Below are 19,438 nucleotides of genomic sequence, written 5' to 3'. Positions count from 1 at the left end.
ACCCCAGCCGCGATTACCAACCTCAGGCAAACCCCAGCAAGACGAAACCCCCGAACCCGTAGGTTCGAGGGTTTCCGATGTCCTGAGACATCACAAACGCGCGCCCTGCAGGATTCGAACCTGCGACCGTCGGATTAGAAGTCCGATGCTCTATCCAGCTGAGCTAAGGGCGCTCCCGCCTTATTGTGCATGATCCGGCGACATGTCACGTACATGTTTTCGTCGTGTCAGTCTGTCAGGCCGGTCACACCCCACATGAACAGCGTCCCCAGCACCTTACGGGGCCAGGACGTCGAGGGTGGGCGCGGTGGCGGGCGTTGCCGTAGAAGGAGATGATCTTGTACGGGTGGAAGCCGTCCGTGAAGTCGTGAGCGACTACTCCTATCGTCACGGTGACGGTCAGGGGCGTGTCCGTCTGGTGGGCGGCGCCGATGGCGGTTCCGTCCAGGAGGCTGTGGGCGATCAGGGCTGAGCCGGCTGAGAGGCTGACGTCGGCGTGGTGGTGGCGGTGGGTGGCGTAGTCGGTTTCGGACCGCATCGGCCGGCACCGCCGCCTTGTCCTCGGCTTCGCCGTCGGCGTCATGCTCGGCGTGGCGACCAGACCGCAGAGCTGGGTCATTAGGAACGTTGCCGGTGGCAGCGGGAGCGGCGTGAAGCGCCAGGCTGGCAAGGGCGCGGGGGCGACGGGGAGGGTTGGAAAAGGCTGGGCGGACGCGGGGCGAATGGGTCTAAGCTATTTCGCCATGGTCGCGACGCTCCTGCATGAGATTCCCCTGCAGGGCGGGGACGTGACAGACGGGGTGGTGCGCGTCGGTGACACCGTGCGCAGACCGGCCAGTACGTCGACGCCCGCCGTGCACGCCCTGCTCAGACACCTGGAAGCGGCCGGGTTCGACGGCGCCCCGCGGGTTGTGGGGATGGATGGGCTCGGTCGGGAGATTCTCACCTATCTGCCCGGTACGACCGGGTTGCGGGTTGAGAGTGTGAGTGATGAGGCGTTGGCGGGGCTGGCGCTGCTGGTGCGGCGGTTCCATGATGCTACGGCCGGGTTTCCGCTCACGATGGAGGGGTGGGAAGGGGGGTCTAATGATGATGCGGCGCCGGAAGTGATCGGGCATTGTGATTTAACGCCGGATAATGTGATTTTTCGGGCCTCGGCCCCGGCCCGGACCTCGTTCGAGTCCGCGTCCTCTTCGGGCTCGGGCTCCCTGGCGGCGGCGGGTGGTGGGCCGTACGCGATGATTGACTTTGATTTGGCTCGGCCTACTACGCGGCTGTTCGACATCGTCACGACTCTGCGGCATTGGGCGCCCATTGCTGATCCCGTTGATCGGGCTCCGCTGCTGCGTACGGTTGATGTGGGTGCGCGGTTGCGGTTGTTCTGTGACGTTTACGGGGTTTCTGCTCGTGAGCGGCGGCGGCTGCTCAGCCTGGCCAGGCTGCGGTTTCATCGTTCGTACGCCGTCATGCGCACCCGCGCCACGGCCGGAGGGAACTGGGCGAAGATGTGGGCGGGTGGCGCCGGGGCGCGGATCCGGCGGGCGGCCGCATGGCTGGATGTGCACGAAGATGAGCTTCATGCCCATCTGGTATGACCCTCTGGGGCTCGCCCTCGGCGTTGCCCTCGACCGGCTGATCGCCGATCCGCGTAGTTCCGTCCATCCCGTTGCGTTGTTCGGGCGGGGCGCGGCGAAGCTGGAAGCATCCCTGTACAAGGACGATCGGGCCCGGGGTGTGTTGCACGTCGCCGTGTGTGTTGGTGGTTCGGCTGCGCTGGGTGTGGTGGCGATGCGGTACGCGCCCAATCGGGTCGTGCGTACGGCCGTGACCGCTGTCGCGACCTGGGCGGTGCTCGGGGGCACGACGCTCGCCCGGGAGGGCGACTACCTGGCCGATGCGCTTGAGGGTGCCGATCTGGAACGCGCCAGGGCCCGGCTCCCCCACCTGTGCGGCCGTGACCCCAGCCGGCTGGACGCGGCCGAGGTGGCGCGGGCTACGGTCGAGTCGCTGGCCGAGAACACCTCGGACGCCGTCGTGGCGCCGCTGTTCTGGGGGGCCGTGGCGGGGGTGCCTGGGTTGCTGGCGTACCGGGCGATCAACACGCTGGACGCCATGATCGGGCATCACTCCCCCAGGTACGAGCGGTTCGGCTGGGCCGCCGCCCGGCTCGACGACGTCGCGAACTACGTGCCGGCCCGGCTCACCGGGGCGCTCACCGTGCTGACCGGGCCTGATCCCGGGCAGGCGCGAGCCGTGCTGCGCCGGGACGGGCACCGGCATCCCAGCCCGAACGCGGGGCGGTGCGAGGCCGCGTTCGCCGGCGCGCTCGGGGTGCGGTTGGGCGGGACGAACGTGTACGCGGGCAGGGTGGAGGAGCGGCCGACGATGGGGGACGGCCCCAGGCCGGCGGTCAGGGACATCCGGCGCGCCGTGCGGTTGACGCGGGCGGTGGGGTTGGCGGCGGCCGGGGTGGCCGTGGTCACCGCCTGGGCCCTCCGTCGGAGGTCACCGACGGGCTGACGGCCCGGGCGCTGCCCGCACGTCCGTGAAACGGTCCCCCCATGGCGCCGTTTCTTCACCACCACTGTCAGCCCTGCCGGCGCGGCTCACATGATGCGGTTGAGGTTGAGGGTGAGCCAGATCACGAACAGCGCTATGACCGTGATTCCGATCATCGACTTCGCCGCATTGTGCGCGACGACCTTTCTGGCCGTCACCTGCTTGGCGCTCTGCTTCCAGACCTGACGCATGATGATCATGTTCTGGAAGCGCCGCCCCAGGGCGAAGACGGCGAGCCCGATGAGAATGAAGAGAATGACGCGTCCATCGGCAGGTTCCACGGAGATCCCCCCTCGTGGTCCTTGATCTGCTAATCCCCCCGAAAGATATGAGAACACAGAATACTCGGCCGACAGCGGTTTGTAATTGCCTTTATCGCTCGAGGTCGACCACGATCGGCGCGTGATCGGACGGGCCTTTCCCCTTGCGGGCCTCACGGTCGACGTACGCCGACCGCACCTGCCCGGCCACGTCCGCGCTCGCGTACACCAGGTCGATGCGCATGCCCTTGTTCTGATGGAACATCCCGGCCCGATAGTCCCAGTACGTGTAGGGATGCGGGCCTTTCATCGGTGTCGGCACCACGTCCGTCAGGCCGAGGTCGCGCAGCTCGGCCAGGGCCCGCCGTTCGGGGGGCGTGACGTGGGTGGAGCCTGCGAACAGGGCGGGGTCCCACACGTCGGCGTCCGTCGGCGCCACGTTGTAGTCGCCGCAGGCCACCAGCGGCCCGGCGGCCAGCTCGGGGGCGAGGGCGTCGCGCAGGGCGGCGAACCAGGCGAGTTTGTACGCGTAGTGGGGCGAGTCGACAGTACGGCCGTTGGGCGCGTACAGGGACCACACCCGGATCCCGCCGCAGGTCGCGCCGATGGCCCGGGCTTCGGGGCGGGCGGCGCCGGTGCTGTCGAGCTCGCCGAAGCCGGGTTCGCCGGGGAAGCCGAGCGTGACGTCCGTCAGCCCGGCTCTGGACAGGAGCGCGACGCCGTTCCAGCGTCCGTCGCCGTGGGCGGCGGCGGTGTAGCCCAGCTCGCCCACCTCCGCCGCGGGGAACGCCTCGGCGGCGCACTTGGTCTCCTGGAGGCACACGATGTCGGGCCGGGCCTCGGCGAGCCATTCGAGCAGGCGGGGCAGCCGTGCCTTGACCGAGTTCACGTTCCAGGTAGCCAGGCGCATTTCCCTAGCCTGCCACCGGCCCGGCCTGCGCATGGGAGCCACCCCGCGCTGAGGGGCTGTCGGCCGCCAGGCGGCTCAAGCGGACGACCGGCGGACGACCGGGATCCTGGCTCCGTCTTCGAGCACGTCGACGGGGCCGAGCACGCGGATGTCCATCCCGACCCGACCCCAGTGCGTCAGACCGCCTTCATCAGCGCCAGGGAGACCTCTTCGAGCAGGCCGCCGACGCCCTGGTCGAGGGCGGCCTTGGCGTGCCGCGCGGCGTCCAGGGCGTTGCCCGCGGCGCTGGGCGAGTCCTCGACGACCATGCGCAGCTCCAGCTCCAGCGGGGAGGCGCCGAAGCCCACGCCGTCCAGCCGGATGTAGGCGACCTTGCGATCGTCCATGAAGGGCAGGTATTGAGCGCTGACGTGGGTGGGCGTCCCGGCACCGGTGGACTTGGTGGCCTTCTTGCTCTTCATCCGCTCGGCGTCCTCCAGGTTGACGAAGTCCATGTTGCCGCCGGCCAGCAGCTGGTGGCCGGCGGTGAGGTGGACTCCGCTCGCCGTCAGGGCCTCGACCAGCGCCCGGTGCACCAGCGTCGCGCCGAACGAGCTCTTCAGGTCGTCGCCCACCAGCGGCAGCCCGGCCGCGGCGAAACGGGCGCGCCATTCCGGCGAACGGGCGAGCACGGCCGGCATGCAGTTCACGAACGCGCATCCGGCCTCGACGGCGGCCGCCGCGTACAGCTCGGTGGCCCGCTGCGCGCCGGTGGGCAGGAAGTTCAGCACGACGTGGCTGCCGGTCCGCCTGAGGTGGGCGGCGACCTCACCCGGCGTGGCGCCGCCGCGCGGATCGATCAGTCCGGCCGAGCCGGGGCCCACGCCGTCGGCCAGGATGCCCTCGGCGACGGGCACGCCGAGAGGCGGCACGCCGGCGAACCTCCTGGCGTTGTTCGGCTCGGCCCAGATGGCCTCCGACAGGTCACGGCCGAGCTTGGCGGCGCCCACGTCGAAGGCGGCGGTGAAGCGGACCTGGGAGACGGCGTAGCCGGCGCAGGCGGGGTTCGGCAGGCCGGGGGCGTCGCCGTCGCGGTAGTGCTCGACGCCCTGGACCAGGGAGGAGACGCAGTTGCCCACGCCGATCACGGCGACGTTCACGCTAGTCATGCCCTGTATTGGATCAGGGGCGGCGGGCGCGCTCCAGCTCGACCCCGACCGTGATCTCGTTGCCGAGTCTGCGGCCGAGGAGCAGGTCGAGGTCGTCGCCGCTCCAGAACCTGCCGGGGTCGTACCAGTTGGGGCGGCGCCCGGCGGGCAGCAGGCCCATCTCCTCGTAGGTGACGGCCACCACCTCGGCGCAGTAGGCGCGCTCCAGCGTCTCGTCCTTGCGCGTACGGCGCGGCACGCGCCCCCTGGCCCAGCGGGCGGCCAGCCTGGCGGTGGAGGGGAACGGGGTGCCGTCGAGCCGGGCGACCGTGCGCAGGGCGGCGTCCTCCATCTCCTGCGTGGCCTCCGGCTCCAGCTGGCGCAGCCAGGCGCGCTGGTCGTAGCGGTCGGCCCACGTCGTGACCGCCGCGCGCAGGTCGTGCAGCTGCACGCCGCGATGGTGGGTGCCCGACCACAGGTCGAGCAGAGACTTGCCCAGTTCGGCGTGCCACATCATGGGCGGCAGGTCCTCGATCACGATGGCCATGCCGACGTGGTTGACCGGGCTGTTGGTCATCGTCTGGATGGCGCGGTCGGGCACGGAACGCCCGCGGAAGACCCACAGATCGCCGGTTCTGGTCACCTTGACGGCTTCGTCGAGAGTCAGCACAGGGCTAGCCTAGGCAACATGCGCTGGTGGAAGATGCTCGGTCTGGCGGGAATCATGGGTGTGGCGGCGACGGGCGTGGTCATCGCGCGGGCCGAACGGCGCCGGCGCGCGTACACGCCCGAAGAGATCAGGGCCCGGTTGCGGGAGCGGGTGGAGAGCCCGGCGGAAGGTTCTCAGCCCGACGGCTTGAGGTCGTAGACGAAGACGACGTCCGGATAGGCCGGGTTGTCGTCATATCCCTGGATGCCGCCCAGGAACGCCCGCCGTGACTTGACCACCCAGGGCAGCGCGGCGGCGGCCCGCTCGTCGAGCACGCGTGCCGTGGCCTGCTCGTACACCCGCTGCGCCGCGGGCTTGTCGGTCACCGTCAGCTCGGGCACCGTGTCGAGCATGGCGTCGAGGCGGTGGTCGTTGAGGTAGGTCAGGTTGAACTCGGGCGGGTTCGCGGCGCGGAAGACCTGGCCGAAGTAGGAGTAGCCGTCGGCGTAGTCGGGCCACCAGTACATGACGAAGATGTCCTGGCCGCGCTTCTTGCCCCGCTCCCACTGCGCGTTCCAGTGCATGCCCTCGGCCTTGAGGGTGACGTTGAGCGGGCGCAGCGCCGCGCGTAGCCGCTTGGCCAGCACCTCCTCGTCGGCCTCGCCCTCGCCGTAGGTCATCCGGAGCCGCAGCGGCGCGCCGCCGGGGCCGTAGCCGGCCTCCTGCAGCAGCCGGGTGGCGCTCTCCAGGTCCTGCTCGGGCACCCGTCCCGGCACGTGGCCGAGCAGCCCTTCCGGGATGACGCCGCTGGCCGGCGTCACGGAGCCCTTGAGCGCCTTGACGATGCCGCGGTAGTCGATGGCGTACTGCACCGCCTTGCGCAACCTGATGTCCTTCATGGGGCCGGTGGCGGTGTTGAACAGCATCATGGCCGTGGTGAACGAGGGCCGGTCGGAGGTGCGGATGCCGGGCGCGGCGCCGGCCTGGGCGAACAGCTTCGGGTCGAGCCGGTCCGTGAAGCTCGCCTCGCCGCGCTGCAACATCCGGTACGCCCGTTCGGGGTCGGGCACGACCCGGTACTTGACCGTGTTGTAGTGCGGCCGCTCGTTCCACCCGCCCCAGTACCCGTCGTACGCCTTGAGCGTGAGCTCGTCCTCCTTGCCCTTGTTCCACTTCGCCACCGTGTAAGGACCCGACCCGGCGTCCCTGCCCTGCGCGAGCCACTTGCCGAGGTCGGGGGCCGCCTTGGTGTCGTAGATGTAGGCCGCGTACCCGGCGGAGGCCACCAGGTCCAGCGGAACGGGGTACTTCAGCGCGAACGTCACCGTCAGCGGCCCCTCGACCCGGATGGACGAGACGGCGTCCCAGATGTAGGAGGCGCCGGTCTTGGCGCGCATCGTCCGCTCGATCGAGGCCTTGACCGCCTCGGCGTCCAGCGGGTTGCCGGTGTGGAACGTCACGCCGGAGCGCAGGGTGAAGGTCCAGCTCCTGCCGTCGGCCGTGGAGCGCCATCCGGTGGCCAGGCGGGGCGCCGACTTCTTGGTGACCGGGTTCCAGAGCGTGAGGGTCTCGTAGACGTTCTGGAAGGCGATGATCTCGTTCGAGTAGGAGCGGGCGGGGTCCCACTCGGTGATGATGTCGGTGTTCTTGACGTAGACGAAGGGCGACTCACCGACCGGGGCCTGGCGCACCTCGGTCGGCGATGAGCAGGCCGCGAGCAGCATCGCCGCCAGGATCGACACCAGGACGGACGCGGGGGCCGTTGAGACTCGCCGGCGCAACGCATCTCCCTCTGTCGCCGATGTACCCGGGAAACCTACTCCAAGATCGAGGCCAGAGGGACTCGTGTGTCCAAAAGTCCCGAAAAATTGGGCATTCTGGTGATCCAATTGCTATCCTCGGGGCTTGTCCCGTCCGGGGTTGCCAGCTTGGGACCAACCGGAGTGAGGTGCCATGGGTCGTAGCCGAACGATCCGGATGAAGATCATCGGACTACTACTGGTGCCACTGGCCTCCATGGTGGTGTTGTGGGGGGTCATCACCGCCGTCACCGCGAGCGAGAGCTTGGAGCTGCGTCAGTACAAGACCGTCTGGACGAACCTGCGCCTTCCCGCGTACAAAGTGATCACCGAGATCCAGCGCGAGCGCCTGATCTCGGCCAGGTTCCTGCGCAACAGTGCCGACAAGCCCGCCGTGGCGGCGCAGCGCCTTCGCACCGACGCCGCCCGGGACGCCTTCAAGCAGCTTTCCGTCAAGTCCAAGGACAGATCAGAAGAGATCCGCACACAGGTGGACGCGGTGTACACGCAGATAGACAGGCTCGACGCGGTCCGAGGTGAGATCGACACGGGCTTGTCCGACCGTCTGCACACCGTGGAGGCCTACAACGCGATCATCGACACGCTGTTCGGCCTGCACCGGCGGGTGGCCATGATCGACGACATCCCGATCTACGAGCAGTCCCGCGTGACCATCGACATGAGTTACGCCAAGGAGCTGCTGACCAGGGAGCAGGCGCTCGGGCTCGGCACGGTGACCAGAGCCGAGCGCAGGCTGTTCACCCAGATCACGGGCAACCGGCGCTTCCTGGTGGACCAGAGCCTCGGCGAGCTCGACCCGGCCCTGCGCGACCCCCAGGTCGTCCTCATCACCTCCCCCGCGTATCAGCGGCTGCGGATGATGGAGGACCAGATTATCGCCGGCGGCACGCCGCAGGGCTGGCTGTCCACCACCGAAGGCCTGGCCAGGTCGTTCCAGGAGGCCCAGCTGCGGGCCAGCACGACGCTGAACGAGCGCGCGGAGCCGGTGGCCGATGAGGTGCTGTCGCGGGCGTTCCTGCTCGCGGGCACGGCCCTGGCGCTGGTGATCGTGTCGATCGGGTTCTCGCTGCGCATGGGCAACCGGCTGTCCGAGGAGCTCGGGACGCTCCGGCTGGCCGCCCTGGAGGTGGCCCAGGAACGGCTGCCGCACGTGGTCGCCAAGCTGCGCAAGGGCGAGACCGTCGAAGTGCCCGAGGTGTCGCTCACCAGCACCACGGTCGAGATCGACGACGTGGGCAAGGCCTTCTCCACCGTCCAGCAGACCGCCGTCGAGGCCGCGGTCGGCCAGGCGCAGCTCAGCGAGGGCGTCGGCCACGTCTTCAGGAACCTGGCCAGGCGCAGCCAGACGCTGCTGCACCGCCAGCGCATCCAGCTCGCCGACATGCAGCACCGGGCCACCGACCCGGGCCAGCTGGACGACCTGTTCAAGCTCGACCACCTCACCACCCGCATGCGCCGGCACGCGGAGGGCCTGATCATCCTGTCGGGCGCGACGCCGGGACGCGGCTGGAGCCGTCCCGTGCCGCTGCTCGACGTGGCCCGCGGCGCGGCGGCCGAGGTGGAGGACTACCAGCGGGTCGTCGTCGAGCCCATGTCCGGCCAGCGTCTGGCCGGCCCCGTGGTCGGTGACGTGATCCACCTCATCGCCGAGCTGATCGAGAACGCCACCGTCTACTCCCCCGCGCACACCTCGGTCTTCGTCCGCGGCGACGCGGCGGCCCGGGGCTTCGCCTTCGAGGTCGAGGACCGCGGGTTCGGGATGAGCGAGGAGCAGCTGGCCGAGTACAACGAGCGGCTGGCCAGCCCGCCGGAGTTCGACCTGGCCGACAGCGACAGGCTCGGCCTTTTCGTCGTTTCCCGCCTGGCCGCCAGGCATGACATCCGCGTGACGTTGCGCGGTTCACCATATGGAGGGACCACCGCGATCGTGTTGATCCCGGAAGAGCACGTGGCAGAGCCAGAGGACGAGGCCCCGAGGGCGGCTCAGCAGGAGTCCGAGCGCCCCATGCGGGTGGTGCGAAGTGACTGAAGAACGCTGGCTGGACGAGGACGCCGGTCCCATCGTTCCGGCCTACCTGCTGACCAGGGGCCGGACGGTGCCCGCGAGCGAGGCCATCGACCTCATCGCGGTGATCATCACCGCCGGCGGCCTGGCGCCGCCGCGCGGCCTCGACCCCGAGCATCTGATCATCCTGCAGAAGTGCACCCAGCCCACGCGGCTGGTGGACGTGGCGGCCGAGCTGAACCTGCCCATCGGGGTGGTCCGCGTGCTGGTCGGTGACCTGCACGCGCAGCAGCTCGTCCAGGTCGAGCTGCCGCCGCCCGCCCCCGACGCCAAGGTGCTGCTGGAAGTGATCAGCGGGCTGAAGGCCCTGTGACGGGCCCTGTGACGGGCCCAGTGACAGGTCCCGTGACGGCCCCGCGGTTGAGATATCCGAACCCGGCCGCGAAGAGCGCGGCCAAGACGCCAGCCCCGGCGGCTGCCCCGAAGACCCACTGGTAGCCGCCGGCGCCCGGCCGCGCCGCCAGGATGGCGGCGATCACCGCACCCGCCGTGCTGCCGCCCACGATGCGCACCAGAGCGTTCACCCCGGAGGCCAGGGCCGTCTTGCCCTGGTCCACGTGCTCGACGGCCATGGTGCCCAGGGCCGCGTATCCGACGCCGAGGCCGACGCCCATGAGCGAGGAGGCCGCGTACAGGTGCCAAGGGCTGTCGTTCTCGAAGATCAGCCACAGCGCGGCCAGCCCCGTGACCAGTGAGCCCGTCGCCACCATGGACGCGGCGGGCAGCCGGCGCATCAGCCGGCCCGCGAACAGCGAGATCACCAGCATGAACAGCGTGCTCGGCAGCAGGTAGAGCCCGACCTGCAGGGTCGTGGCCGAGAAGCCCACGGGAGCCTGGGCGAAGCTGGACATGCCGGTCAGCAGGGTGAAGAAGGAGAACCCGAGCAGCATCGAGGACACCGTCGCGCCGACCGTGCCCCTGTGCACCAGCATCGCCATGTCCACCAGCGGCTCGGCCACCTTCAGCTCGACCGCCACCCATCCGGCCGCGAGCACGACCGCCGCGCCGAACAGCCCGAGCACGCCGGGCGAGGTCCAGCCCCATGAGCCGCCCTCGCTGATCCCCAGCAGCAGCGCCACCAGCCAGGCGGCGAGCAGCGCGGCCCCGAACAGGTCGGGGCGGCCCTTGACGGGCGGGGCCGCGTCACGGACGAGGAAGGCCACGACGATGCCGGCGGCCAGCGAGAAGCCGCCGATGATCCAGAAGACCAGGTGGAAGTCCCCGTCGGCGAGCCCGGCCAGGATCATGCCGCCGCCGCTGCCGAAGCCCATCGTCGCGCTGAGCACGCCGACGCCGGTCGCGAACTGCGCGCGCGGCAGCGCGTCGCGGACCACTCCGATGGACAAGGGGACGAGCGCGGCCACAGAGCCTTGCAACACCCGGGCCACGATCAGCCAGGGCAACGAGGTGGCCATGGCCGCCATGACCGAGCCGGCCACCAGGAACGCCAGGGCGCCGAGGATCATGCGGCGCCTGCCGTACATGTCGCCGAAGCGGGAGAGCAGCGGCGTGGACACCGCGCCGACCAGCAGGCTCACCGTGAGCGTCCAGCTCACGGCGGTCAAGGAGGTGTTCAGCTCCCGTTGCAGCACGGGAAGCAACGGCACCACGGCGGTGTTCTGCATGGCGGCGATGGAGGCCGCGACGGACAGCGCGACCACCGCGGGCCAGGGATTTCTCTTCAACGTCTCACGTGCTGCGGGCACGACGACTGTCGCCATGACGGCTCCTTTGGATAACTTAGGTAAGTAATCGAGAACCGATAATACATACGTAAGTTAGGTAAGCAAGCGGATGGACGAGGATCTGCAGACGACGGTGAGCGCCTTTCGCCGGCTCGTCACCATGCTCAACCGCGGCAAGACGCATGAGCGGCTGACCGAGGCGGCGGGCGTCCGGCTGGACCGGCCGGACGTCCAGATCCTCGTCAACCTGCTGGAGGCCGGCGAGCCGCGCAGGGTCGGAGCGATCGCCGACAGCCTCCAGGTGGAGAGCCCGCACGTGACGCGGCACGTCGCCGCGCTGGAGCAGCGCGGCCTGGTCGAGCGGGTACGCGACCCCGACGACGGCCGGGCCTGGCGCATCACGCTCACGGACGAGGGCGCCGTGGCGGCGGACCGGTGCCGCCGGGTGACCAACGACTGGCTGGGCGCCGCCGTGGCCGGCTGGTCCGGCGCGGATCGGGCCGAGCTGAGCCGGCTGATGAGCAAACTGGCCGACGACCTCCAGGACCACCTGAAGGCCCGTCAGGTGATCAGGTGAGGACGTCCTCCGCACGGTGGCAGGCCACCTGACGTCCCTGGACGTCCCTCGGCTTGGGCGCCACCTCGCACTCGGGCGCGGCCAGCGGGCAGCGCAGCCGGAACGGGCAGCCGGTGGCCGCGGGGACGGCCTCGGTCCTGCCCTTGGCCTCGGGCGGGTCCCCGCCCAGCTTCGGTACGGCGTCGCGCAGGGCCCTGGTGTAGGGGTGGGCCGGGTTCGCCAGCAGGTCGGACGTGGGGCCCGACTCGACGACGCGGCCCGCGAAGAGCACGTGGGAGGTGCGGCAGAGCCGTTCCACCACGGCCAGGTTGTGCGTGATCAGCAGGCGCTCGGTCTCCAGGGAGGCCAGCAGGTCGAGCACCCTGGCCTGGACGGTGACGTCGTGCGCGCTGGTGGGCTCGTCGAGGATGAGCAGGCGTGGGCCGACGGCCAGGGCGCGGGCGATCACCACGCGCTGGCGCTGGCCGCCGGAGAGCTCGTGGGGGCGGCGGACGGCCAGGGCGGGATCGAGGCCGACCTGTTCGAGCAGGTCGGGGACGCGGGAGCGGGCGGCGCGCGGGAGGGCCTCGGCGATGGAGGTGCCGACGCGCATCCGGGGGTCGAGGGCCTCGGCCTGGAAGACGGGCTGGACGTCCTTCCGAAACTTCCTCATGTCCGCTTTTTTCAGTGTTTGGTCGCCGTACCAGATATTTCCGGAGATGGGGCTCAGGAGGCCCAGAAACGCGCGCGCCAGCGTCGTCTTGCCCGAGCCGCTCTCCCCGATCAGCCCCACGCCGCCCTCGGTGATGTCGATGCTCACGTCGTGCACCACCGGGCGGCGGCCGTACCCGAGCGTCACCCGCTCGGCCCTGAGCTCGGCCCTCGGCTCGGCACTGAGCTCAGCCCTGGGCATGGTCACGGCAGCGCCTCCAGCAGTTCGCGGGTGTAGGGGTGGGACGGCTCGGCCAGCACCTGGGCGGCGGGGCCCGACTCCACCACCGCGCCGTCCTTCATGACCAGCACCCGATCGGCGATCGTCGAGACGAGGGCCAGGTCATGGGAGACCAGTAGCAGCGCGAGGTCCCGTTCTGCCCGCAGCCGGCGCAGCACGCCGACCACCTCGGCCTGTACGGTCACGTCCAGCGCGCTGGTGGGCTCGTCGGCCAGGATGACCTCGGCGCCCAGGGCGATGGCCAGCGCGATGGCGAAGCGCTGGGCCTGGCCGCCGGAGACCTCGTGCGGATAGCGGCGCAGCAGCTCGCGGTCGAGCAGGACCGCGTCCATGGCCCGCGCCATGGTGCCGGCCACGTCCTTGACGCCGTGCAGCTTGAGCGCGCGGCGCATCAGGACGCCGAGGCGGGTGGCGGGGCTGAGCGCGGCGTGCGGCGACTGCATCACCAGCGCCGCCCGCGCGCCCCTGAGCTCGCGCAGCGCGCGCGGGGCGGCCGTGAGCACGTCCACCCCGCACACCCGTACTTGTCCCGATACTTCGGCATTTTGGGTGAGGCCGAGCAGCGAGAGCAGCGTCGTGGACTTGCCCGAGCCGCTCTCCCCCACGATCGCCACGCACTCGCCCGCGCCCACGTCGAGCCGCGGCACGTCGGCCACCACCCGCCGGCCGTAACTGACGCGCAGGTCGCGTGCCTCGATCAGGTGCCCTGTCACTTGACCGCCCTTCGCGGGTCGAGCGCGTTGCGCAGCCCCTCGCCGAGCACGTTGAACGCGAACGCCGTCACCAGGATCGCCAGCCCAGGGAAGGTCACCACCCACCAGTTCGTGGTGAACAGCGTCTGTCCCTGCTGCACCATCAGCCCCCATTCGGCCGTCGGCTCCTGCGCGCCGAGCCCCAGGTACGACAGCGCCGCCGAGGTCAGGATCACCCCGCCCGCGTCCAGCGAGAGCTGCACCAGCACCGGCGTGAGCGAGTTGGGCAGCACGTGGCGCAGGATGATCAGCGGCGCGGGCACGCCGAGGCAGCGGGCCGCGTCCACGTAGGGGCGGGTGGCGATCGAGGCGGCCATGGAGGCGGCCAGCCGCGTGTACCAGGGCCACCAGGTCACCGCGATGGCCAGGATCACGGTGTTCACGCCGGGCTGCAGCACGACCGCCAGGGCCAGGGAGAGCAGCAGCGCGGGGAAGGCCAGGAAGACGTCCGTGACGCGCATGATCACGTCCCTGATCCAGCCGCCCGCGTACCCGGCTACCACGCCGAGCGTCACCCCGGCCATCGCCGAGACGGCCAGCACGGCCACGGCGATGAACAGCGAGGTGCGCCCGCCGTACAGGATCCTCGTGAGCACGTCGCGGCCGACCTGGTCGGTGCCGAACCAGTGCGCGCCGCTCGGGGGCAGCAGCCGCTCCAGCGGCCTCGGGTCGTCCACCGGGTACGGCGCCAGCCATGGCGCGAGCACCGCCGCCAGCACGACGACCACGATGAGCACCGCCCCGAACGCGGCGAACCGGTCGGGGATCCGCGGCAGCGTGCGGCGCAGCGGCTGTGTCTCCTGTGTCTGTGTCTCCGTGGTCATCGTGTCCTGGCCCGGGGGTCGACGAAGCCCTGGAGGATGTCCACGACCAGGTTGGCCAGGACGTACACCAGGGCGACCAGCAGGGTGACGCCCGCGATGGCCGGGGTGTCCAGCGAGCGGATGGACTCGGCGGCGTAGCGGCCCAGGCCCGGCCAGTTGAAGACGGCCTCGACGAGGAAGCCGTTGACGATCGCGTACGCGAAGACGAGCGCGATCAGCGACAGCACGGGACCGAGCGCCGGTCGCAGCGCGAACCTGGTCAGAATCGACGTCTCACCGAAGCCCAGCGCGCGCTCCAGCCTGGCGTGGTCCTGCCCTGACTCCTCGATGAGAGCGGCCCTGGTCATCTGCGCGATGACGCCGGTGGGATAGGCGGCCACGACCAGGGCGGGCAGCACCAGGTGTTCGAGGGTGCTGGTGAAGATGGGCCAGTTTCCGGTGATGAGGGCGTCGACGACGGTGATGTTCGTCCAGAGGGTGAGCGGGCTGGTGGTGTCGAGCGCGGAGTCGTACTCGCCGGCGATGGGGAACCAGCCGAGGTTGCTGGCGAAGATCGTCTGGAGGGCCAGGGCCAGCCAGAAGACCGGGACGGAGACGGCCAGCATGCTCCCGAACCGCACCCCAAAGTCCGGAAATTTCGTCTTATAGCGGGCGGCGAGTACGCCGAGCGGAATGCCCAGAACAACCGCGATGAGCAGCGCCGTACCGACGAGTTCGAGCGAGGCGGGAAAGGCGAGGTAGAGGTCGTCCCGCACGGGCTGCCGCGTGCGCAGGCTGACGCCCCAGTCGCCGGTCATCAGGTCGCGCACGTACGTGAGCAGCTGCGCCGGCAGCGGATCGTCGAGCCCGAACCGCGCGCGGGCCTCGGCCAGCTGCTCGGGCGTGGCCTTCGGCCCGGCGAAGGCCACCGCGGGATCGCCGGGCACGAGCCGCATCACCGCGAACGTGAGCACGACCACGCCGGCCACGACCAGGAGGGCCTGGCCGAGGCGGCGGGCCAGATAGCGCAGCATCGTCAGGAGGCGCGGGTCAGGTCGTAGAAGAAGACGACGTTGGGATAGGCGGCGTTGTCCTTGTAGCCCTGGACGTCAGAGGAGAGGGCGCGCTGGTATTTCTGCACGTAGGGCACGGCCACCGCGGCCTGCTCCTGGATGATCTTCTGCTGCAGCGTCTCGTACTCCTCCACGGCCGCCATCCGGTCCGTGGCCGTCAGCTCGGGGAGCTTGTCGATGGTCGCGTCGATCTCAGCGTTCTTCAGGTAGGAGAGGTTGAACTGCGGCTTGTCGGCGCTCTTGAACACGTTGAGGAACCAGGAGTAGGCGTCCGGATAGTCCGGGTACCAGTACATGACGAAGACGTCCTGGCCGCCCTTCTTGCCCAGGTCCCACTGCGCGCTCCAGTTCATCGGCTTGGCCTGGAGGGTCACGTTCAGCTTGCTGAGCGTCGAGCTGAGCAGCGTGACCAGCAGCTTCTGGTCCTCGTCACCGATGCCGTACGTGAGGCTCAGCTTGAGCTCCTTGAGGTCGGGCCCGTAGCCCGCCTCGGCCAGCAGCGCCTGCGCCTTGGCCAGGTCCTGCTTGGGCTCCATCCCGCTGACGTGGCCGACCAGGCCCTGCGGCACCAGGCCGCTGGCCTTCTGGCCTGCGCCCTCAAGCGCCGCCGCCAGGCCGTCGTAGTCGATGGCCAGTTGCAGCGCCTGCCTGACCTTGACGTCCTCCGTCGGGCCCGCGGCCGTGTTGAACAGCACCAGCAGGTTCTGGAACGACGGCGACTCGGCCGTGCGCACCGACTCCGTGGTCTGCGCCTGCTCGAAGAGCTGCGGGTTCAGCCGCTCGACGAAGTTCACCTCGCCCTTCTGCAGCAGTTGCCAGGCGGTGGTGATCTCGGGCGTGACGCGGAAGGCGACCTTCTTGTACTGCGCCGGCTTCCAGCCGCCCCAGTAGTCCTCGAACGCCTTCAGCGTGAGCTCGGTCTCCTTGCCCTTCTGCCAAGTGTCGATCGTGTACGGCCCCGTGCCGGCGGTCTTCTTGCCGTCGGCGTCCACGGCGTCCACGTCGTAGATCCAGGCGGCGTAGCCGGAGGCGGCGACCAGGTCGAGCGGGGCGGCGTACTTCAAGGTGAACTTCAGCGTGCTCGCGTCCACCGCCTCGATCTTGTCGACCGGGTCCCAGATGTAGGCGGCGCCGCCCTTCTTGTCGATCGTCCGCTCGATGGCCTTCTTCGCGGCCGTGGCGTCGAACGTGGCGCCGGAGTGGAACTTCACGCCCTGCCGCAGCTTGAACGTCCACTCCTTGCCGTCCTTGGCCGAGGTCCACTCGGTGGCAAGGCGCGGCGCGGCCTCGTGGGTCTCGGAGTCGTACCTGGTCAGGCCCTCGTAGATGTTCGACAGGGCGATGATCTCGTTGGAGTAGGAGGTGGCCGGGTCCCAGTCGGTGACCACGTCGTGGTTGGGCGCGTAGACGAAGGTGCTGTCGTTGGCCTGCCCGCCGGCCGGGCTGCCGCTGCCGCTCGTCTGCGGCTGGGGTGTGCCGCCGGCGCCGCGTACCTGGCCGCCCGCGCACGCGGACGCGGTCAGGGCCATGAGACCGGCTACCCCGGCGACGAGCAGACGCTTGTGCCAGCGCATGGTGGGGGATCCTTTCGGTGGGTCACCGGGCGAGGGGTCCGGCTGCTTTGACGTGTACCCGCACGGCGGGCTCGGAGAGGTAGCTCAGCGGCACCTCGAGAAGGTCCACGATCTCGACTCCTGAGGGGTCGGCCCCGGCCGCCACGGCTCGGGCCCGCGCCTCCTCCTTGACGCTTTCGATCGCTTCTGTCCTGCTATCTCCCGCTGGCAAGATCGTATCCACTCTGCCGCTCGCGAGCGCGATGGCGGCCCCCACGGCGTTGGCCACCTCCGCGTGCTCGGGGCGGATCACCGTGCTCGCCCCGGTGATGTGATCGGGCAGCAGGAACGCCCCGCCCCCCACCGCCACCAGCGGACGGTCACTCCGGCCGAGCGACATGCGGTCCACGGCGTCGGCCACCATGTCGTCGGCGACCGCCAGCGCCCTTTGCAGGATGTCGGCGATTCCTTCCGACATGTCAGATTCGAGCCGCTCGCGCCACCCCTCAGCGCCCGCCGGGACGCGGCCCGCCGCCACCGCCGCGTCCGTCATCGTCGCCGTCGTCCCGCCGAAGACCAGCGACTCGCGCCCGATCCGGTAGCCGACGGAGTCGGGCCCGACGCCCCCGCTCCGCGCCACGGTGCCGCCGCCGAGGGCGATGGCCAGGATGTCGGGCATGCGGAAGTTGGTCAGCACGCCGCCGATCTCGACCGCCGCCGCCGACTCCCTCGGGAAGCCGCCCATCAGCACACCGAGGTCGGTGCTCGTGCCGCCCACGTCCACCACGATCGCGTCCGGCACGCCGGACAGGTAGGCGGCGCCGCGCAGCGAGTTCGCCGGGCCTGAGCCGATCGTGGAGACGGGCAGGCGGGCGGCGTGCTCCAGTGTCATGAGCGTGCCGTCGTTCTGGGCCAGGTACGGCCGCGCCCCGAGTCCTCGTTCGGCCAGGGCCGTGACCAGGGCGTCGGTGACGTGGGCGGCGACGCCGTACAGGGCGGCGTTCAGCACGGTCGCGTTCTCGCGTTCGAGCAGGCCTAGCGAGCCGATCTCGTGGCTCACCGAGACCGGCAGGCCGTACTCGGCGCGGACCAGGTCCGCGACGGCCCGCTCGTGCCCGTCGTCGGCCGGGCTGAACACGCTGGTGACCGCCACCGCGTCAGCCTGCACGCCGTCGAGGAAACGGCGTACGGCGTCCAGGTCCAGCGGGCTGATCTCCCTGCCGTCCACGTAGTGGCCACCGGGCACGATCGCCTCACCGGCCGAGACCACCTTGCGCAGGTCGTCGGGCCAGTCGGAGAGCGGGGGCACGGAGGTGGTGGCGGGCGCGCCGAGCCGCAGCACCGCGACCCGACCCAGCCCGCGCCGCTCCAGGATCGCGTTCGTGGCGTGCGTGGTGCCCAGCATGACACGTGTCACGCCGGCCCGGTCCTGGACCTGCTCCAGTACGGCGTCCAGGGCCGCGCGCAGCCCGTCGGTCACCTCGGGCGTGGTGGGCCGCTTGGCCTTGGCGAGCACCTGGCCGTCCGGCCCGAGCACCACCGCGTCGGTGTTGGTCCCGCCGACGTCGATCCCTATCCGCAGGTCAGGCACGCGCCATCAGCTCCTCGACGGGTACGTAGTCCAGGTCGTATCCGAAGGCCGCGGGCCCGGCCGTCTCCAGCCCCTTGGGCGTGCGCCAGAGCGGGTCGCAGGGCCAGGCGAGCACCGTGACGCGCTGGCCGTAGCGCAGGCCCTCCGTCTGGACGGCGGCGGCGGTCTCGGTGTCCACCACGGTGATCAGGTCGGGGACCATGGCCAGCGTCCGGCCGTCCTCTTGGGCGACCAGGTTCTCGTTCTGCAGCTCCAGCGCGAGCCGGCGGCCCCGGTCGTCGCCCGTGCCCTCGATCGTGGCCGTGCCCCGGACGAATCCGCCCGTGGTGCGGCGTTCCACGTCGGTCAGCTTGCCGGTGATCAGCCGGGCGGCGCCGAGGCGGTCCTGGAGCGCTTGGAGCGGGTCGGCCGCGCCCTGCGTGGCCCGGCCGATCTCCAGCGCGCGGGTGACCGTACCCTCGATGACCGCGCCCCTGGCCCGTCCGGCGGTGAGCACGTAGTCGGCCATCAGCGCGTGCGAGCCGGCCGCCACGCAGACGGCGCGGGCCAGGCGCTCCGACCAGAGCCCGTCCACCGGGCGGATCGTCACCACGTTGCCCGCGACGTCCGACATCACCACGAGGTCGGCGGGAAGCCCCGCCACGTACATCGAGACCATCTGGACCTCGGGGAACGCCCGGCCCATGCCGTCGGCGTCGAGCAGCGGCACCCCGAGCTGGGCGGCCCAGGCCACGGGCGCGACCCCGTTGGCGCCGCCGATCTCGGAGGACATGATCGCGCTCGGCCGGCGGCCGAAGATCCGCTCGATCTCCTCGACGATGCGCCTGGGCTCGTCCTCGCCGTGGATCATCTCGTGGCTGACGGTCGGGGCCCCGATGCCGGACAGCGGCACGACCAGGGCGTCGTCGTCCAGGTCGGCCAATCGGGTCAGCGGCACAGGACCGTGCTCCCTGATGGCCCGTACCGCCGCCAGCGAACCCGTGCGCACGTCTCCCCCGCCGCCCGTGCCCAGAACGGCACATCCCCGGGCGAGCGCCGCGATGTCATTCGCGTCAATACTCATAAGACTCATATGACGCCACA

Annotated in this window: 20 protein-coding genes and 1 tRNA gene; 6 read left to right on the top strand and 15 right to left on the bottom strand. The window is 70.4% G+C overall.

All coding sequences use genetic code 11. From position 1 onward, the window contains the following. Positions 1-99 precede the first annotated feature (99 nt). Together AB0C28_RS38950 and AB0C28_RS38945 are read right to left on the bottom strand one after the other, a co-directional pair. Positions 100-173: transfer RNA gene (locus AB0C28_RS38950), tRNA-Arg, on the bottom strand. A 71-nt stretch (positions 174-244) separates the two neighbouring features. After that, positions 245-538, bottom strand: a complete 294-nt coding sequence (locus AB0C28_RS38945) for a hypothetical protein (RefSeq protein ID WP_358080403.1) — start codon at positions 536-538, stop codon at positions 245-247. Between the two features lie 205 nt (positions 539-743). Here AB0C28_RS38945 and AB0C28_RS38940 point away from each other — a divergent pair, with 205 nt between their 5' ends. Next, the gene (locus tag AB0C28_RS38940; RefSeq protein ID WP_357847943.1) at positions 744-1,595 is read left to right on the top strand and encodes an aminoglycoside phosphotransferase family protein; all 852 of its coding nucleotides are present in this window, start codon (positions 744-746) and stop codon (positions 1,593-1,595) included. Beyond that, positions 1,579-2,520, top strand: a complete 942-nt coding sequence (locus AB0C28_RS38935) for a cobalamin biosynthesis protein (RefSeq protein WP_357847945.1) — start codon at positions 1,579-1,581, stop codon at positions 2,518-2,520. The genes AB0C28_RS38940 and AB0C28_RS38935 overlap by 17 nt, the downstream gene beginning before the upstream one ends. A gap of 86 nt (positions 2,521-2,606) precedes the next feature. On the opposite strand, the gene AB0C28_RS38930 is transcribed toward AB0C28_RS38935, so the two are convergent. The 4 genes from AB0C28_RS38930 to AB0C28_RS38915 all read right to left on the bottom strand — a co-directional run bounded on the left by AB0C28_RS38930 (position 2,607) and on the right by AB0C28_RS38915 (position 5,523). Next, entirely contained in the window at positions 2,607-2,840 is a 234-nt protein-coding gene (locus tag AB0C28_RS38930; protein WP_357847947.1) for a hypothetical protein, read from the bottom strand. 91 nt (positions 2,841-2,931) lie between these two features. Continuing rightward, positions 2,932-3,729 carry an exodeoxyribonuclease III gene (locus tag AB0C28_RS38925; protein WP_358080402.1) on the bottom strand — a complete coding sequence of 266 codons (798 nt, stop codon included), beginning with the start codon at positions 3,727-3,729 and terminating at the stop codon, positions 2,932-2,934. A 176-nt stretch (positions 3,730-3,905) separates the two neighbouring features. Continuing rightward, on the bottom strand, positions 3,906-4,877 hold the full coding sequence (locus AB0C28_RS38920) for an inositol-3-phosphate synthase (RefSeq protein ID WP_358080401.1): 972 nt from the start codon (positions 4,875-4,877) through the stop codon (positions 3,906-3,908). A gap of 13 nt (positions 4,878-4,890) precedes the next feature. Then, entirely contained in the window at positions 4,891-5,523 is a 633-nt protein-coding gene (locus AB0C28_RS38915) for a hypothetical protein (RefSeq protein WP_346112224.1), read from the bottom strand. A 21-nt stretch (positions 5,524-5,544) separates the two neighbouring features. Here AB0C28_RS38915 and AB0C28_RS38910 point away from each other — a divergent pair, with 21 nt between their 5' ends. Further along, on the top strand, positions 5,545-5,724 hold the full coding sequence (locus AB0C28_RS38910; RefSeq protein ID WP_346112229.1) for a hypothetical protein: 180 nt from the start codon (positions 5,545-5,547) through the stop codon (positions 5,722-5,724). On the opposite strand, the gene AB0C28_RS38905 is transcribed toward AB0C28_RS38910, so the two are convergent. Next, entirely contained in the window at positions 5,700-7,286 is a 1,587-nt protein-coding gene (locus AB0C28_RS38905) for an ABC transporter substrate-binding protein (RefSeq protein WP_357847953.1), read from the bottom strand. The genes AB0C28_RS38910 and AB0C28_RS38905 overlap by 25 nt on opposite strands. A gap of 196 nt (positions 7,287-7,482) precedes the next feature. Between AB0C28_RS38905 and AB0C28_RS38900 the strand changes: the two genes are divergently transcribed. Both AB0C28_RS38900 and AB0C28_RS38895 read left to right on the top strand, forming a co-directional pair. Then, entirely contained in the window at positions 7,483-9,354 is a 1,872-nt protein-coding gene (locus tag AB0C28_RS38900; RefSeq protein ID WP_357847955.1) for a nitrate- and nitrite sensing domain-containing protein, read from the top strand. Further along, positions 9,347-9,703 (top strand): DUF742 domain-containing protein, encoded by a 357-nt coding sequence (locus AB0C28_RS38895; RefSeq protein ID WP_106249159.1) that lies wholly within the window; start codon positions 9,347-9,349, stop codon positions 9,701-9,703. The genes AB0C28_RS38900 and AB0C28_RS38895 overlap by 8 nt, the downstream gene beginning before the upstream one ends. On the opposite strand, the gene AB0C28_RS38890 is transcribed toward AB0C28_RS38895, so the two are convergent. Next, positions 9,681-11,111, bottom strand: a complete 1,431-nt coding sequence (locus tag AB0C28_RS38890; RefSeq protein ID WP_358080400.1) for an MFS transporter — start codon at positions 11,109-11,111, stop codon at positions 9,681-9,683. The two genes, AB0C28_RS38895 and AB0C28_RS38890, sit on opposite strands and share 23 nt — an antisense overlap. Before the next feature lie 73 nt (positions 11,112-11,184). Between AB0C28_RS38890 and AB0C28_RS38885 the strand changes: the two genes are divergently transcribed. Beyond that, positions 11,185-11,652: a MarR family transcriptional regulator gene (locus tag AB0C28_RS38885; protein WP_357847959.1), complete on the top strand. Its 468-nt coding sequence runs from the start codon at positions 11,185-11,187 to the stop codon at positions 11,650-11,652. On the opposite strand, the gene AB0C28_RS38880 is transcribed toward AB0C28_RS38885, so the two are convergent. Genes AB0C28_RS38880 through AB0C28_RS38850 form a run of 7 tightly spaced genes read right to left on the bottom strand, consistent with a single transcriptional unit; the run spans position 11,645 to position 19,418 of the window. After that, complete coding sequence (locus AB0C28_RS38880; protein ID WP_358080407.1) at positions 11,645-12,544, bottom strand: ABC transporter ATP-binding protein; 900 nt, start codon at positions 12,542-12,544, stop codon at positions 11,645-11,647. The genes AB0C28_RS38885 and AB0C28_RS38880 overlap by 8 nt on opposite strands. Positions 12,545-12,546: 2 nt before the next feature. Then, on the bottom strand, positions 12,547-13,296 hold the full coding sequence (locus AB0C28_RS38875) for an ATP-binding cassette domain-containing protein (protein WP_358080399.1): 750 nt from the start codon (positions 13,294-13,296) through the stop codon (positions 12,547-12,549). After that, positions 13,293-14,159 (bottom strand): ABC transporter permease, encoded by an 867-nt coding sequence (locus AB0C28_RS38870; protein ID WP_358080398.1) that lies wholly within the window; start codon positions 14,157-14,159, stop codon positions 13,293-13,295. The genes AB0C28_RS38875 and AB0C28_RS38870 overlap by 4 nt, the downstream gene beginning before the upstream one ends. Next, positions 14,156-15,172, bottom strand: coding sequence for an ABC transporter permease (locus AB0C28_RS38865; protein ID WP_357847963.1), 1,017 nt, complete (start codon positions 15,170-15,172; stop codon positions 14,156-14,158). The genes AB0C28_RS38870 and AB0C28_RS38865 overlap by 4 nt, the downstream gene beginning before the upstream one ends. A gap of 2 nt (positions 15,173-15,174) precedes the next feature. Continuing rightward, positions 15,175-16,785: an ABC transporter substrate-binding protein gene (locus tag AB0C28_RS38860; protein ID WP_358080397.1), complete on the bottom strand. Its 1,611-nt coding sequence runs from the start codon at positions 16,783-16,785 to the stop codon at positions 15,175-15,177. A gap of 22 nt (positions 16,786-16,807) precedes the next feature. Beyond that, positions 16,808-18,355, bottom strand: coding sequence for a hydantoinase/oxoprolinase family protein (locus tag AB0C28_RS38855; RefSeq protein WP_357847967.1), 1,548 nt, complete (start codon positions 18,353-18,355; stop codon positions 16,808-16,810). Then, positions 18,348-19,418, bottom strand: a complete 1,071-nt coding sequence (locus AB0C28_RS38850) for a DUF917 domain-containing protein (protein ID WP_357847969.1) — start codon at positions 19,416-19,418, stop codon at positions 18,348-18,350. Before AB0C28_RS38850 ends, AB0C28_RS38855 begins: the two co-directional genes overlap by 8 nt. Positions 19,419-19,438 lie beyond the last annotated feature (20 nt).

This window comes from Nonomuraea sp. NPDC048892 (assembly GCF_040649735.1).
GTDB lineage: Bacteria > Actinomycetota > Actinomycetes > Streptosporangiales > Streptosporangiaceae > Nonomuraea > Nonomuraea maheshkhaliensis.
This window is presented reverse-complemented; position numbering and strand designations above follow the sequence as displayed.

What these genes read in the sequence shown, in the direction of transcription:
- AB0C28_RS38860 (WP_358080397.1), bottom strand. Translation starts at nt 16,785, where the DNA reads ATGCGCTGGCACAAGCGTCTGCTCGTCGCCGGGGTAGCCGGTCTCATG.
- AB0C28_RS38870 (WP_358080398.1), bottom strand. Translation starts at nt 14,159, where the DNA reads ATGACCACGGAGACACAGACACAGGAGACACAGCCGCTGCGCCGCACG.
- AB0C28_RS38900 (WP_357847955.1), top strand. Translation starts at nt 7,483, where the DNA reads ATGAAGATCATCGGACTACTACTGGTGCCACTGGCCTCCATGGTGGTG.
- AB0C28_RS38865 (WP_357847963.1), bottom strand. Translation starts at nt 15,172, where the DNA reads ATGCTGCGCTATCTGGCCCGCCGCCTCGGCCAGGCCCTCCTGGTCGTG.
- AB0C28_RS38850 (WP_357847969.1), bottom strand. Translation starts at nt 19,418, where the DNA reads ATGAGTATTGACGCGAATGACATCGCGGCGCTCGCCCGGGGATGTGCC.
- AB0C28_RS38910 (WP_346112229.1), top strand. Translation starts at nt 5,545, where the DNA reads ATGCGCTGGTGGAAGATGCTCGGTCTGGCGGGAATCATGGGTGTGGCG.
- AB0C28_RS38885 (WP_357847959.1), top strand. Translation starts at nt 11,185, where the DNA reads ATGGACGAGGATCTGCAGACGACGGTGAGCGCCTTTCGCCGGCTCGTC.
- AB0C28_RS38925 (WP_358080402.1), bottom strand. Translation starts at nt 3,729, where the DNA reads ATGCGCCTGGCTACCTGGAACGTGAACTCGGTCAAGGCACGGCTGCCC.
- AB0C28_RS38940 (WP_357847943.1), top strand. Translation starts at nt 744, where the DNA reads ATGGTCGCGACGCTCCTGCATGAGATTCCCCTGCAGGGCGGGGACGTG.
- AB0C28_RS38935 (WP_357847945.1), top strand. Translation starts at nt 1,579, where the DNA reads ATGCCCATCTGGTATGACCCTCTGGGGCTCGCCCTCGGCGTTGCCCTC.
- AB0C28_RS38880 (WP_358080407.1), bottom strand. Translation starts at nt 12,544, where the DNA reads ATGCCCAGGGCTGAGCTCAGTGCCGAGCCGAGGGCCGAGCTCAGGGCC.
- AB0C28_RS38920 (WP_358080401.1), bottom strand. Translation starts at nt 4,877, where the DNA reads ATGACTAGCGTGAACGTCGCCGTGATCGGCGTGGGCAACTGCGTCTCC.
- AB0C28_RS38890 (WP_358080400.1), bottom strand. Translation starts at nt 11,111, where the DNA reads ATGGCGACAGTCGTCGTGCCCGCAGCACGTGAGACGTTGAAGAGAAAT.
- AB0C28_RS38945 (WP_358080403.1), bottom strand. Translation starts at nt 538, where the DNA reads ATGCGGTCCGAAACCGACTACGCCACCCACCGCCACCACCACGCCGAC.